The organism is Yonghaparkia sp. Soil809 (assembly GCF_001429705.1).
Taxonomy (GTDB): domain Bacteria; phylum Actinomycetota; class Actinomycetes; order Actinomycetales; family Microbacteriaceae; genus Microcella.
Map to the genome: position 1 here is coordinate 684,342 of NZ_LMSV01000002.1, position 13,656 is coordinate 697,997.

Annotated in this window: 11 protein-coding genes; 8 read left to right on the forward strand and 3 right to left on the reverse strand. The window is 70.6% G+C overall.

What is annotated here, in order from left to right:
* The first annotated feature begins 6 nt into the window (after positions 1 to 6).
* The 4 genes from yajC (at position 7) to ASG83_RS10735 (ending at position 5,469) form a co-directional block, all read left to right on the forward strand.
* Complete coding sequence (yajC, locus tag ASG83_RS10720) at positions 7 to 369, forward strand: preprotein translocase subunit YajC (protein WP_055861083.1); 363 nt, start codon at positions 7 to 9, stop codon at positions 367 to 369.
* A 75-nt stretch (positions 370 to 444) separates the two neighbouring features.
* Entirely contained in the window at positions 445 to 2,175 is a 1,731-nt protein-coding gene (gene secD / locus ASG83_RS10725; RefSeq protein ID WP_055861086.1) for a protein translocase subunit SecD, read from the forward strand.
* Positions 2,172 to 3,182 (forward strand): protein translocase subunit SecF, encoded by a 1,011-nt coding sequence (gene secF / locus ASG83_RS10730; RefSeq protein WP_055861088.1) that lies wholly within the window; start codon positions 2,172 to 2,174, stop codon positions 3,180 to 3,182. The genes secD and secF overlap by 4 nt, the downstream gene beginning before the upstream one ends.
* Positions 3,183 to 3,219: 37 nt before the next feature.
* Entirely contained in the window at positions 3,220 to 5,469 is a 2,250-nt protein-coding gene (locus ASG83_RS10735) for a bifunctional (p)ppGpp synthetase/guanosine-3',5'-bis(diphosphate) 3'-pyrophosphohydrolase (protein ID WP_055861091.1), read from the forward strand.
* Here ASG83_RS10735 and ASG83_RS10740 read toward each other — a convergent pair.
* The 3 genes from ASG83_RS10740 to ASG83_RS10750 form a co-directional block, all read right to left on the reverse strand.
* Positions 5,456 to 6,052, reverse strand: coding sequence for a hypothetical protein (locus ASG83_RS10740; RefSeq protein WP_055861094.1), 597 nt, complete (start codon positions 6,050 to 6,052; stop codon positions 5,456 to 5,458). The two genes, ASG83_RS10735 and ASG83_RS10740, sit on opposite strands and share 14 nt — an antisense overlap.
* A 97-nt stretch (positions 6,053 to 6,149) precedes the next feature.
* Positions 6,150 to 7,385, reverse strand: a complete 1,236-nt coding sequence (locus tag ASG83_RS10745) for a DUF349 domain-containing protein (RefSeq protein ID WP_055861097.1) — start codon at positions 7,383 to 7,385, stop codon at positions 6,150 to 6,152.
* 111 nt (positions 7,386 to 7,496) lie between these two features.
* Entirely contained in the window at positions 7,497 to 8,288 is a 792-nt protein-coding gene (locus tag ASG83_RS10750) for a peptidylprolyl isomerase (protein WP_055861100.1), read from the reverse strand.
* Positions 8,289 to 8,396: 108 nt separating this feature from the next.
* On the opposite strand from ASG83_RS10750, the gene ASG83_RS10755 reads away from it, so the two are divergent.
* The 4 genes from ASG83_RS10755 to alaS all read left to right on the forward strand — a co-directional run bounded on the left by ASG83_RS10755 (position 8,397) and on the right by alaS (position 13,656).
* Positions 8,397 to 9,761: a replication-associated recombination protein A gene (locus ASG83_RS10755; protein ID WP_082599211.1), complete on the forward strand. Its 1,365-nt coding sequence runs from the start codon at positions 8,397 to 8,399 to the stop codon at positions 9,759 to 9,761.
* Between the two features lie 153 nt (positions 9,762 to 9,914).
* Entirely contained in the window at positions 9,915 to 10,544 is a 630-nt protein-coding gene (gene rpsD, locus ASG83_RS10760; RefSeq protein WP_055861102.1) for a 30S ribosomal protein S4, read from the forward strand.
* A gap of 137 nt (positions 10,545 to 10,681) precedes the next feature.
* The gene (locus tag ASG83_RS10765; RefSeq protein WP_055861105.1) at positions 10,682 to 10,906 is read left to right on the forward strand and encodes a hypothetical protein; all 225 of its coding nucleotides are present in this window, start codon (positions 10,682 to 10,684) and stop codon (positions 10,904 to 10,906) included.
* A 92-nt stretch (positions 10,907 to 10,998) separates the two neighbouring features.
* The gene (gene alaS, locus ASG83_RS10770; protein ID WP_055861109.1) at positions 10,999 to 13,656 is read left to right on the forward strand and encodes an alanine--tRNA ligase; all 2,658 of its coding nucleotides are present in this window, start codon (positions 10,999 to 11,001) and stop codon (positions 13,654 to 13,656) included.

The following is a 13,656-nucleotide window of genomic DNA, read 5'->3' on the forward strand; positions in this document are numbered from 1 at the left end:
CACCCCATGGACCCGTTGACTCTCGTCATGCTGGCCGTTCTGGCCATGCTCATCTTCTTCATGTGGCGCAACTCGAAGAAGCGCAAGGAGGAGCTGGCGAAGCTCCAGGAGTCCATGGTGCCCGGTGCCGAGGTCATGACCAACTTCGGCCTGTTCGGGACCCTCCTCTCGATCGACGAGGAGAACAACATCGCCGTCATCGAGACGAGCCCGGGCAACGCCGTCAAGGTGCACCGCCAGACCCTCGCCCGCGTCGTCGACGAGACCGACCGGTCGGACGCCGGGCAGAACGATGCCGAGGAGGGCGCCGTCACCGCCGATGCCGACGCGACGCCCGAGGCTCCCGGCACCCCGGCGAAGAACGACTGACCGAACCTCCCGCGCCGCATGCGCACCGCCCTCGGGCGGTCGTGAGCGTGCGGCCAGCAGAAATGAGTACTTGAGGTGGCACGAAGCACACCCGAGCGCCGCGCGCTGCGCTCCCTCGTCTGGCTCCTCGTCATCATCGTCGCCCTCATCGGCGGCAATGCGGCGAGCGTGCTGTGGAACGAAGGGTCGTGGGCTCCCCGCCTCGCCCTCGACCTCGAGGGCGGCACCCAGCTCACGCTGACCCCGCAGCTGTCCTCCGGGCAGAGCGTCTCGCAGGAGCAGCTCGATCAGGCCGTCGGCATCATCCGCCAGCGCGTCGACGCGGCCGGCGTGAGCGAGTCCGAGATCAACACGCAGGGCGGCCAGAACATCGTCGTGTCCATCCCGGGCACCCCGGACGAGGCCACGCTGCAGCGGATCCGGTCGTCGGCGAAGCTCGAGTTCCGGGCCGTCCTGACGGCCGACCTGGCCTCATCCAGCACCATCGGCGAGGAGGGCGCGGCGGGCGACCCGAGCGCCAGCCCCAGTCCGAGCAGCGAGCCGTCGGAGGAGCCGAGCGCGGCGCCGAGCCCGTCGGCATCGCCCACCGACGCGAGCGACCCGAACTGGATCACGCCGGAGCTGCAGAAGCAGTTCGAGGACTTCGACTGCGCGACGGTCACCGAGAGCGGCGCGAACGTCGCCCCCGAGGACGAGCCGCTCGTCACGTGCGAGGCCGACTCGTCGCTCAAGTACATCCTCGGCCCGGTCGAGGTGACCGGTGCCCGGATCGCCGACGCGTCCTCCGGGCTCATCCAGTCGTCGACGGGCGTCAGCACCAACGAGTGGGGCGTCTTCCTCGAGTTCGACGGCGAGGGCACCGACCAGTTCCGCGAGGTGACCGAGCGGCTCGTAGGCCTCGAGGGCGTGCGCAACCAGTTCGCGATCGTCCTCGACGGCCAGGTCATCAGCGCGCCGCGCACGATCAGCGCGATCACCAACGGTCAGCCGCAGATCACCGGGAACTTCACGCAGGAGAGCGCCAAGACGCTCGCCGACCAGCTGAAGTTCGGCGCTCTGCCGATCGGCTTCGAGCTGCAGTCGCAGGATCAGATCAGCGCGACGCTCGGCGTCTCGCAGCTGCAGAGCGGCATCATCGCGGGCCTCGTCGGCCTCGCACTCGTCGTCCTCTACTCGCTGCTGCAGTACCGCGCCCTCGGCGGGGTCACGATCGCCTCGCTCATCATCGCGGGAATCGTCACCTACCTGCTGATCACCTACCTGTCCAACCAGCAGGGCTACCGGCTCTCGCTCGCGGGCGTGGCGGGTCTGATCATCGCCGTGGGCGTGATCGCGGACTCGTTCATCGTCTACTTCGAAAGAATCCGCGACGAGCTCCGCGACGGCCGCCGGGTCGACGGCGCCGTCGAGGCGGGATGGAAGCGCGCCTTCCGTACGATCCTCATCTCCGATGTCATCAACGTCATCGCCGCCGTGGTGCTCTTCGTCCTCGCGATCGGCAACGTGCGCGGCTTCGCGTTCACCCTCGGCCTCACGACGGTCGTCGACCTCGTCGTGGTCGCCCTCTTCACCCACCCGATGATGCAGCTGCTCGGCCGCACGTCGTTCTTCTCCGGCGGGCACCCGCTCAGCGGGCTCGACCCGAAGGCGCTCGGCGCCGTGTACCGGGGTCGAGCGCAGTTCCGGCCATCGGCGGCGGTGAGCGCCACCAAGCGCGCGTCGTCGAGCCGGGAGGCCCAGCGCCGCCAGACCATCGCCGAGCGCAAGGCCGCCGAGCAGAGCGGCGAGGGGAAGGACGCCCGATGAGCAACTTCACGGCCTTCGGCAACGATCTGTACACGGGCGCCCGCTCGTTCGACTTCGTCGGCCGCCGACGCACCTGGTACCTGATCGCGGCCGTCGCCGTCATCCTGGCCATCGGTCTCACCGCTCTCCGCGGCGGGTTCGTCTTCGGGATCGAGTTCCGCGGCGGGTCCGAGTTCCGCGTCTCGCAGGTCGCCGAGGCGTCGATGGACACCGCGTCGACGACGGAGATCGCCTCGCAGGCGGTCAGCGACGTCGTCGACGGCTCGAACCCGCGCGTCTCCGTGGTCGGGGGAGACTCCGTCCGCGTCCAGACCGAGCAGCTCACGCCGGAGGAGACCACCGACGTCGCCGATTCGCTCGCGACGGCCTTCGACGTCGATGCCACGCAGATCAGCACGAGCTTCATCGGTGCCACGTGGGGCGGCGACATCACGCGTCAGGCGATCATCGCGCTCGTGGTGTTCCTCCTGCTCGCGAGCCTGGTCATGGCGCTGTACTTCCGCACCTGGAAGATGTCGCTCGCGGCGATGGTCGCTCTCGTGCACGACCTCATCATCACCGTGGGCATCTACGGCATCTTCGGCTTCGAGATCACGCCGGCCGCGGTCATCGGGTTCCTGACCATCCTCGGGTACTCGCTCTACGACACCGTCGTGGTGTTCGACAAGGTGCGCGAGAACACGGGGGAAGATGGCCTGGAGTCGCGCCGGACGTTCGCGGAGTCGGTGAATCTCGCCGTCAACCAGACCCTCGTCCGCTCGATCAACACATCGATCGTCGCGACTCTGCCGGTCGCGTCCATCCTGCTGATCGGTGCGCTGCTGCTCGGCGCCGGAACGCTGTTCGACATCGCCCTCGCGCTCTTCGTCGGAACGATCGTCGGCACGTACTCCTCGATCTTCCTCGCCGCGCCGCTCTACGTGCACCTGCGCGAGAGCGAACCCGAGGTCAAGAAGCAGGGCGGCCGGGAGAAGCGAGCGGTCCCGGAGTCCGGCGCCGTCCGCTGAGCCGAGCCCGCGTAGAATCGCGACGGGGAGGCCGCCGATGACGGACACGACGCAGAACACGGCGACCCTCCGCGCGCTCCTTCCCCGGCTGTTCTCCCGGGCGCAGCCCATCGGGGGCTTCGACGGGCTCGTCAAGACGGTGCGCGCCCAGCACCCCAAGGCCGACATCGCGCTCCTCGAGCGCGCCTACCAGACCGCCGAGCAGGCGCACCGCGGCCAGACCCGCAAGAGCGGCGAGCCCTACATCACTCACCCCGTCGCCGTGACGCAGATCCTCGCCGACCTCGGCATCGGAGTGAAGACCCTCGCCGCCTCGCTGCTGCACGACACGGTGGAGGACACGCCGTACACGCTCGACCAGCTGCGGGCCGATTTCGGCGACGAGATCGCGATGCTCGTCGACGGCGTCACCAAGCTCGACAAGGTCAAGTACGGCGACAGCGCGCAGGCGGAGACGGTCCGGAAGATGATCGTGGCGATGTCGAAGGACATCCGCGTGCTGCTCATCAAGCTCGCCGACCGCCTCCACAACGCCCGCACGTGGGGCTTCGTCGAGAGCGACTCGGCGCGTCGGAAGGCGCAGGAGACGCTCGAGATCTACGCGCCGCTGGCCCATCGACTGGGCATCTCGACGATCAAGTGGGAGCTCGAGGATCTCTCCTTCGCCGTCCTCCACCCGAAGATCTATGTCGAGATCGAGAGCCTGGTCAAGAACCGCACGCCTGAGCGCGAGGCCTTCGTCCAGCAGGTGATCGACGCGATCACGAGCGACCTGCGGCAGTCGAAGATCAAGTCCCAGATCATCGGCCGGCCGAAGCAGTACTACTCGATCTACCAGAAGATGGTGAACCGCGGCCGCGACTTCGAGGAGATCTACGACCTCACGGGCATCCGGATCCTCGTGAACACGATCCGCGACTGCTACGCCGTCCTCGGCGCCGTCCACGCGCGCTGGAACCCCATGCCCGGTCGGTTCAAGGACTACATCGCCACGCCCAAGTTCAACCTCTACCAGTCGCTGCACACGACGGTGTTCGGGCCGGGCGGTCGCCCGGTGGAGATCCAGATCCGGACCCACGAGATGCACCAGCGCGCCGAGTTCGGCGTCGCCGCGCACTGGAAGTACAAGGAGCGCATGAACTCCGGCCGCGGCGCGGTCGAGCAGGGGCGCAGCGACACCGACATGGCGTGGCTCGCCCACATCTCCGACTGGCAGGCGGAGACGAGCGATCCCGGTGAGTTCCTCGACAACCTCCGATACGAGATCGGCGCGAAGGAGGTCTACGTCTTCACCCCGCAGGGCAAGGTGATCGGCCTGCCCGCCGGCGCGACGCCGGTCGACTTCGCCTACGCCGTCCACACCGAGATCGGCCATCGGACGATGGGGGCCAAGGTCAACGGGCGCCTCGTCCCGCTGGAGAGCGTGCTCAACTCGGGCGACTCCGTCGAGGTGTTCACCTCCAAGAACCCCGATGCGGGGCCGAGCCAGGACTGGCTCAACTTCGTCACGAGCACGCGCGCCCGCTCGAAGATCCGCCAGTGGTTCACGAAGGAGCGCCGCGACGAAGCGATCGAGCAGGGACGCGACGCGATCGCGCGCGCGATGCGCAAGCAGAATCTGCCGCTCCAGCGGCTGATGACCCAGGACTCCGTCGCCGAGGTCGCCTCGCAGCTGCGCTACGAGACCGTCGACGCCCTCTACGCCGCCGTCGGCGAGGGCCACGTGTCCACGCAGTCGGTCATCGAGAAGATCGTCGCGGGCCTCCACGTCGATGCCGAGAGCGACGATGAGCCCTTCGTCGTCCCCACGCGCGGCCGCACCCCGGTGCGGACGAGCGATTCGGGCGTGCTCGTCCGCGGCGCGCCCGACATCCTGGTCAAGCTCGCGAAGTGCTGCACGCCCGTTCCCGGCGACGAGATCGTGGGCTTCGTCACCCGCGGGACGGGCGTGAGCGTGCACCGCGCCGACTGCACGAACGTCCAGTCCCTGCTCGCGGAGCCGGATCGCATGATCGAGGTCGAGTGGGCTCCGACCTCCAAGAGCCTGTTCCTCGTGCAGATCCAGGTCGAGGCGCTCGACCGCAGCGGTCTGCTCTCGGACGTGACGCGCGTGCTGTCGGAGCACCACGTCAACATTCTGTCCGCGAGCGTGAACACCTCCCGCGACCGCCTGGCTCTCAGCCGCTTCGTCTTCGAGATGGGCGACGTCACGCACCTCGATCGCGTGCTCAACGCCGTCCGCCGCATCGACGCCGTGTACGACGTCTACCGCGTCAGCAACGGCTAGCCCCGCCCAGAGCCCCGATCGCCCCGGCCCCGCCGCGCTCGAGCAGCGCGCGCGCCGTCCGGAGTCGCTCCCGGGCGCGACGACGGCCGGCCGAGGCCGGCCGACGGTCGAGCGCGGCAGCGACGACGTCGTCGGTCATGCGGCCGATCACCATGCCGGCGGCGAGCAGCTGCACGATGCCGTCGCTCTCGTCGAAGCGGGCGAGGTCGATGAGGGTCCGCTCCGGGCTCGTGACCGCGACGCCCGCGAGCTCGTGCACCTCGTCCCGGTCGATCGAGACCTCCCGCACCCTCAGTGCGCGCCTCGTCGCCGAGCCGATGCGCGCGGTCAGAGGCACGCAGAGAGCCAGGGGCGCCGGCTCCGGCGACCAGCCCCACACCCACGCGGCGCTGCGGCCGTGCAGGATGGTGCGGTCGGGGATGCGCGTCGCCAGGCTCGCCGCCCGGGCGACCGGCGTGACGGGGGAATCGGTGACGAGGAACGCCTCGCCGAGCGCGTCGAGCTCGCCGTCGAGCTGGGCGGCACGCAGCTCGACGGCGGGGAGATCGCGGTCATCGAGGATGAGGGGCAGTCGCGGAGTCATGCGGGGGAGCATGGACCCAGTCAGTCACCCCCCGCGCCGTCGCAGCGCGGAACGGTGGAGAACCCGCAGCGCCGCCCGGGCTGGGGAGAACGGCGGCTCAGCGGTCGACGGCCGCGAGCCACGCCTTCCTGGCCTGAAGCGACTCCTCGAGCTCGGCGACGCGCGCCGAGTCCTTCGCTCCGCGCGCGGTCTCGATCTCGGCCTCGAGAGCGGCGATCGCGTCGTGCAGCTGGGCGGCGAGGCCCTGCGAGCGCGCCTTCTTCTCGGGGTCGTTCTTCTGCCAGTGCTCCTCCTCGAGCGCCTTGACGGCCTGCTCGATGCGGCGCAGTCGATCCTCCACGACCTTGACCTGGTCGCGCGGGACCTTCCCGATCGCGTCCCAGCGGCGCTGGATGTTGGTGAGCGTGTTGCGCGCCACGACGCGGTCGGTCGCCTTCAGCAGCGGCTCGGCCTCGGTGAGGAGTGCGAGCTTGGCCTCGAGGTTGCCGGCGAACTCCTCGTTCTCGCGCGCGTCGACCTCGGCCTTGGCGGCGTAGAGCACGTCGCCCGCGGCCTTGAACGCCGCCCACAGGGCGTCGTCGACCTTCTTGCCGGCGCGGCCGGCGAGCTTCCACTCGTCGAGCAGGCGCCGGTACGCCGGGATCCCCGCGGTGCCCTGTCCGGCGAGAGCCTCGGCCTGGGAGACGAGCTGCTGCTTGCGCGTCTTCGCCTCCTTGTGCTCGGCGTCGAGCCCGGCGAAGAACGCCCGGCGGTGGCCCTCGACCGCGCTCCGAGCGGTGCGGAAGCGCTTCCAGAGCTCGTCCGCCTCCTTCTTCGGCAGTCGCGGGCCGTTCTGCTGGTGGTCCTTCCACTGGGCGAAGAGGTCGTCGAGCGTCGCCGACACCTGCTTCCACTGCAGCGACTGCGGATCCTTCGCGGCGATCGCCTCGGCGGCGGTCACGATCGCGGTGCGCTGCTCGACGGCGGCGGCCACGGCCGCGCGCTGCTCGGCCTGCTGCTCCTCCGTGAGCTTCTCGACGGTGCCGCTGAGCGCGGCGAGTCGGGTCCGGAGGGCCTCGAGGTCGCCGACCGCGGCCGCCTCCTCGAGCGCGTGCGTCAGGTGCGCGACGGTCTTCGCGACGTCGGCGGCGGGGGCGCCGCCCTTGGCCCGCTGCTCCACGAGCCGGACCTGGCCCTCGAGCTCCGAGAACTTGCGCGTGAAGTAGGCGAGAGCCTCCTCGGCCGAGCCGTCGGGGTACTGCCCGACGGCGCGCTCCACGCCGCGATCGGTCACGTACACGGTGCCGGTCTTATCGACCCGGCCCCACACGGTCGTCTGCTCATTCACTGCCACGGCGCATCATCCTCATCGACTGCGTCCGACGGCCTCGGTGGTCGGACGGCTGTTCAGCATATTGCACCGGGCCGACCGGCCATCAGGCGGTCGGACGCTGATCGGTGATTCTTACTCGATCGTGATGGAGGTGATCGTCGCCGCGGTCGCGGGGCGGCCATCCGTCGCCCCGCCCTCGACGCCGCCCGCGACGACCTCGTCGATGAGGGCCTCGAGCCCGCCCGTGATCTCGCCGAGGACCGTGTATCCGCCCGCGGCGTCGGAGGGGATCGTGGACTCCTCGTAGACGATGAAGAACTGGCTGCCCATGCTCGCGCCGTCGCCGCCCTGGCGCGCCATCGCGAGGGTGCCTGCGGGGTAGACGTCGTCGGCCGGGGCGTTCTCGATCGGGCCGTAGCGGTAGTCGGGGCCCCCGGTGCCGTCGCCGACGGGGTCGCCGCACTGCAGGACGAAGATCCCCGAGGTCGTCAGCCGGTGGCAGGTGAGGCCGTCGTAGAAGCCGTCCTGGGTCAGCTGCACGAACGACGCGACGGCCTGCGGGGCCGCCATGCCGTCGAGGGTGAGCTCGAGAGGGATGCTCTCGTTGATCGTCATCGTCCCCGACCACTCGCGGAACTCGCTCACCTCGGGGGAGGGCGGCTGGGCCCCCTCCGCCTCATCGCTCGCGCCGGACGAGGGAGAGGGCGAGGCGCTCGCGACGGGCTCCGGGGCACCGGGACCCGCGCTGAAGTAGACGATCTGGCCGATCGTGGCGACCGCGGCCACCACGACGAGCGCGATCACGGCGCCGATGTTGTCGCGCACTCGGCGAGCGGTGCGGGACTCGTGCAGGGTCTGCCGCGCCTGGTACCGGCGCAGGCGCTCGCGCGCCTCGCGCTCGCTCGTCGACGTGCTGCGTGCCACTCGGGCCTCCTCGAGGTCGATTTCCGTGGGGAACTCTAGCCGAGCGCGACTCCGCCGCCCGACGTCCGCGGCGACTCGCTGTCCGGGGGCGGCGCTAGTCTCCTTCGCATGGATGCTCGCCCCGGGCTCGGCTCCGCCGCCGTCCCCCTCGCGGTGCGCATGCGTCCGACGCGCCTCGACGAGGTCGCGGGCCAGTCGCACCTCCTGGGGCCGGGCTCTCCGCTCGTGAGCCTCGCCCGCGACGACGGCCGCGCCCCGAGCGCGGTCTCGGTGATCCTCTGGGGCCCGCCCGGCACCGGCAAGACGACTCTCGCCCAGGCGATCGCCCGGCAGTCGGGCCGCCGCTTCGTCGAGCTGTCGGCCATCACCGCGGGCGTGCGCGACGTGCGCGAGGTCATGGAGCGGGCCCTCGCCGACCGCGACCTGTACGGCTCCTCCACCGTGCTCTTCCTCGACGAGATCCACCGCTTCACGAAGGCGCAGCAGGATGCGCTCCTGCCGGGCGTGGAGAACGGCTGGGTCATCCTCATCGCCGCGACGACCGAGAATCCGTCGTTCTCCGTGATCGCGCCGCTGCTGAGCCGCTCGCTCCTGCTGACCCTCGAGCAGCTCTCCGACGACGACCTCGGCACCCTCGTCGACCGCGCCGTCGCCGACCCGCGGGGGCTCAAGGGTGCCGTCGCCCTCGAGCCGGCGGCCCGGGAGGCGATCGTCCGCCTGGCCTCGGGGGATGCCCGTCGCGCCCTCACCGCGCTCGAGGCGGCCGCGCAGTCAGCGGCCAGCGATCGCGGCTCGAGCGAGGGCGCGACCGCGGCCGAGCATCCGGTCATCACGGCGGAGATCGTCGCCGCCGCCGTCGACCGCGCCCTCCTGCGCTACGACAAGAACGGCGATGAGCACTACGACGTCATCAGCGCCTTCATCAAGTCGATCAGGGGCAGCGACCCCGATGCGGCGCTGCACTACCTCGCGCGCATGATCGAGGCGGGGGAGGACCCGCGCTTCATCGCTCGCCGCGTCATCATCTCGGCCTCGGAGGACATCGGCCTCGCCGACCCGCAGGCCCTGCCGATCGCGGTCGCCGCCGCTCAGGCCGTCCAGCTCATCGGCATGCCGGAGGGGCGCATCCCGCTCGCCGAGGCCGTCGTGTACCTCGCGACCGCGCCGAAGTCGAACGCCGCGTACCGCGGCATCGACGAGGCGATCGCGGATGTCCGATCGGGCCGCATCGGTCGCGTCCCGAAGCCGCTGCGCGACGCGCACTACCCCGGGGCGAAGCGCCTCGGCCACGGGAAGGGCTACGTCTACCCGCACGACGAGCCCATCGGCGTCGTCGAGCAGCAGCACCTGCCCGACCCGCTCGCCGGTACCGAGTACTACCGGCCGAGCGAGCGCGGTCACGAGCGGGAGATCTCGGCGCGCCTGGAGAAACTCCGCGCGATCCTCCGCGGACGCCGCGGCTCGGGCGACTGAGCGGCCGTCTGCTAAGCTCTACCGGCCCGTCAGATATGGGCACACCCTCCCTCGCAGTCTCCACCGGAACGCCTCGGCGTGCGTTTCGGACCGGACGGAGCGGTGTACGTCCGTGAGCCGTGACAGTCGCGGCCACGAGCATGGAAGGAAAACGTGTCCACCAAGTCACGCACCCGCAGCAAGACCCGCCTCTCCCGCGCGCTCGGCATCGCCCTCACCCCGAAGGCCGCCAAGTACCTCGAGAAGCGCCCCTACGCTCCGGGCGAGCACGGCCGCACCAAGCGCAAGGCCGACAGCGACTACGCCGTCCGTCTTCGCGAGAAGCAGCGTCTCCGCGCCCAGTACGGCATCCGCGAGGCCCAGCTGCGCATCATCTTCCAGGAGGCCCGCCGCACCGCCGGCCTGACCGGTGAGAACCTCGTCGAGCTCCTCGAGATGCGTCTCGACGCCCTCGTCCTGCGCGCCGGCTTCGCCCGCACCACGGCGCAGGCCCGCCAGATGGTCGTGCACCGCCACATCCTCGTCGACGGCAAGATCGTCGACCGCCCGTCCTTCCGCGTGAAGCCCGAGCAGCTCATCCACGTCAAGCCCAAGAGCGAGTCGATGGAGCCGTTCCAGGTCGCCGCGGCCGGCGGTCACGTCGACGTCCTCCCCAAGGTCCCGGCCTACCTGGATGTCGAGCTCGACAAGCTCCAGGCGCGCCTCGTGCGCCGCCCGAAGCGCTCCGAGGTCCCCGTGACCTGCGAGGTCCAGCTCGTCGTCGAGTACTACGCGGCTCGATAGAACCGGCCGCTCCGCAGGAGCGAACGAACGGGGGTCCGGCGCACGCCGGGCCCCCGTTCGGCGTTCCGGCACCGGCGCTAAGGTGGAACCGCGCCCGGCACCCCGGGCCGCCGCCGCCGCAGTTGAGGGAGACCCCCATGAGAAACGCCGTCTGGCTCGTCATCGGCATCACCATCGGATTCTTCGCCGCCCACCGGGTCGAGAAGTCGCCCCAGGGCCGCCAGTTCCTCGACGAGGTCGACGCGAAGGCGCGCGGGTTCGGTGAGGCCGTCCTCGACGGGTACCGGCAGCGCGAGGCCGAGCTCCGCGCGGCCGTCGCCGAGGCCGAGGCGACGATCGCCGACCTCGAGCGCCGCTCCTAAGACCCTCGCCGGGCATCCGCGCCCCCCATCGGGGCGACGCGCCGTACCCGGCACGTTCACGCCCCACTGATCACAGGACTCCTCGAACCTCCATGCAGACCGCCGACATCCAGCGCCGCTGGCTCGACTTCTTCGGAACTCGCGGCCACACCGTCGTCCCCTCCGCCTCGCTCGTCAGCGACGACCCGACGCTCCTCTTCACGGTCGCCGGCATGGTGCCGTTCGTGCCGTACCTCACCGGGGTCGTGCCCGCGCCGTACCCGCGGGCAACGAGCGTGCAGAAATGCATCCGGACGAACGACATCGAGGAGGTCGGGAAGACCCCTCGCCACGGCACGTTCTTCCAGATGAACGGCAACTTCTCGTTCGGCGACTACTTCAAGGAGGGAGCGATCGGCTACGCCTGGGAGCTGCTGACGACCTCGCAGAGCGATGGCGGCCTGGGCTTCCAGGAGAAGGACCTGTGGGTCACCGTCTACAAGGACGACGACGAGGCGATCGCGCTCTGGAAGAAGATCGCGGGCCTGCCCGACGAGCGCATCCAGCGGCTCGACATGGACACCAACTACTGGTCGACCGGGCAGCCCGGCCCCGCCGGCCCGTGCTCGGAGATCTTCTTCGACCGCGGCCCCGCCTACGGCGTCGACGGCGGCCCCGCGACCGACGACGACCGCTACGTCGAGATCTGGAATCTCGTCTTCATGCAGTACCTCCGCGGCGAGGGCACCGGCAAGAACGACTTCGAGATCCTCGGCGAGCTGCCGAACAAGAACATCGACACCGGCATGGGCATGGAGCGCGTCGCCTTCCTCACCCAGGGCGTCGAGAACATGTACGAGATCGACCAGGTGCGACCCGTCCTCGACGCGGCATCCGCCATGTCCGGTCGCCGATACGGCGCCGACCACGGCGACGACGTGCGGATGCGCGTCATCGCCGACCACGTGCGCTCGAGCCTCATGCTCATGACCGATGGCGTCGCACCCGGCAACGAGGGGCGGGGGTACATCCTGCGCCGCCTGCTCCGAAGGAGCATCCGCGCCATGCGCCTTCTCGGGGTCGACGCGCCGAGCTTCGAGGTGCTCTTCGCCGCCTCGCGCGACGCGATGAGCGCCGCCTACCCGGAGATCACGGAGCACTACGACCGCGTCTCGCGCCTCGCGCTCGGCGAGGAGGAGGCCTTCCTGCGCACGCTCGCGGCCGGCACGACGATCCTCGACCTCGCCGTCGCGCAGACCACCGCGGCAGGCGCGAGCACCCTGCCGGGCGACACGGTCTTCCAGCTGCACGACACCTTCGGCTTCCCGCTCGATCTCACGCTGGAGATGGCGGAGGAGAACGGCCTCACCGTCGACCGCGCCGAGTTCGACCGGCTCATGACCGAGCAGCGCACGCGCGCGAAGCTCGACGCCAAGTCGAAGAAGGGCGCCCTCGCCGATCTGAGCGTCTACGGCGCGTTCCGTGCGGCCGGCGAGACGGCCTTCCTCGGCTACGACGAGCTCGAGACCGAGACGACCGTGCTCGGCATCCTCGTCGGCGGCCAGAGCGTGCCCCTCGCTCAGGCGGGCGACATCGCCGAGGTCATCCTCGCCGAGACCACCCTGTACGCGGAGTCGGGCGGACAGGACAGCGACGAGGGCGCGATCGTCGGCACCGGCTTCGACCTCGAGGTGCTCGACGTGCAGAAGCCCGTCAAGGGCCTCATCAGCCACACCGTGCAGGTGCGCTCGGGCGAGGTGCACGTCGGCGACCCTGCGCGCACCCAGGTCGACCCCGTCTACCGCCGCTCGGCGACGCAGGCGCACTCCGCGACGCACGTGATCCACGCCGCGCTGCGCCAGACGCTCGGGCACGACGCCCACCAGTCGGGCTCGTACAACAAGGCCGGCTACATGCGACTGGACTTCAGCTGGAACCAGGCCCTCAGCGCCGCCACGCGCAGCGAGATCGAGGAGATCAGCAACATCGCCGTGCGGGACAACCTCCCGGTCGACACCCGCATCATGGCGCTCGACGAGGCGAAGTCGCTCGGGGCGATGGCGCTCTTCGGCGAGAAGTACGGCGACACCGTGCGCGTCGTCGACATCGGCGGCCCCTGGTCGCGCGAGCTCTGCGCGGGCACCCACGTCGGCGCCTCGGCCGAGATCGGCATGATCAGCCTCGTGAGCGAGTCGAGCGTCGGATCGACCAACCGCCGCGTCGAGGCGCTCGTCGGCCTCGAGGCCTTCCGCGAGCTCGCGGCCGAGCGCGCGCTCGTCCAGCAGCTCACGAGCAGCCTCAAGACCCCGCGCGATCAGCTCGCCGAGCGCATCGCCGACCTGAGCGCGCAGCTGAAGTCCGCCGAGAAGAAGATCGCCCAGTTCGAAGCCAGCCGCCTCAGCGAGCGCGTCCCCGCCCTGGCCCAGTCGGCCACGAGCGTCGGCGCGTACACCGTGGTGGCCGAGCACCTCGGCGCGCTCGGCTCCGCCGACGACGTGCGCTCGCTCGCGACGAGCGTGCGCGAGCGGCTCGCCGCGCAGCCGGCCGTCGTCGTGCTCGCGGCCGAGGTCGGCGGCAAGGCGACCGTCATCGTCGCCACCACGCCGGCCGCGCGCGAGGCCGGAGCGAAGGCGGGCGCGCTCGCCCGCACCGCCTCCGGCGTGCTCGGCGGCGGAGGCGGCGGCAAGGACGACCTCGCCCAGGGCGGCGGAACCGACCCGTCGGCGATCCCCGCGGCGCTCGAGGCCGTGCTGCGCGAGCTCCGCGGCTGA

What these genes read in the sequence shown, in the direction of transcription:
- yajC (WP_055861083.1), top strand. Translation starts at nt 7, where the DNA reads ATGGACCCGTTGACTCTCGTCATGCTGGCCGTTCTGGCCATGCTCATC.
- secF (WP_055861088.1), top strand. Translation starts at nt 2,172, where the DNA reads ATGAGCAACTTCACGGCCTTCGGCAACGATCTGTACACGGGCGCCCGC.
- ASG83_RS10735 (WP_055861091.1), top strand. Translation starts at nt 3,220, where the DNA reads ATGACGGACACGACGCAGAACACGGCGACCCTCCGCGCGCTCCTTCCC.
- ASG83_RS10740 (WP_055861094.1), bottom strand. Translation starts at nt 6,052, where the DNA reads ATGACTCCGCGACTGCCCCTCATCCTCGATGACCGCGATCTCCCCGCC.
- ASG83_RS10755 (WP_082599211.1), top strand. Translation starts at nt 8,397, where the DNA reads ATGGATGCTCGCCCCGGGCTCGGCTCCGCCGCCGTCCCCCTCGCGGTG.
- ASG83_RS10765 (WP_055861105.1), top strand. Translation starts at nt 10,682, where the DNA reads ATGAGAAACGCCGTCTGGCTCGTCATCGGCATCACCATCGGATTCTTC.
- alaS (WP_055861109.1), top strand. Translation starts at nt 10,999, where the DNA reads ATGCAGACCGCCGACATCCAGCGCCGCTGGCTCGACTTCTTCGGAACT.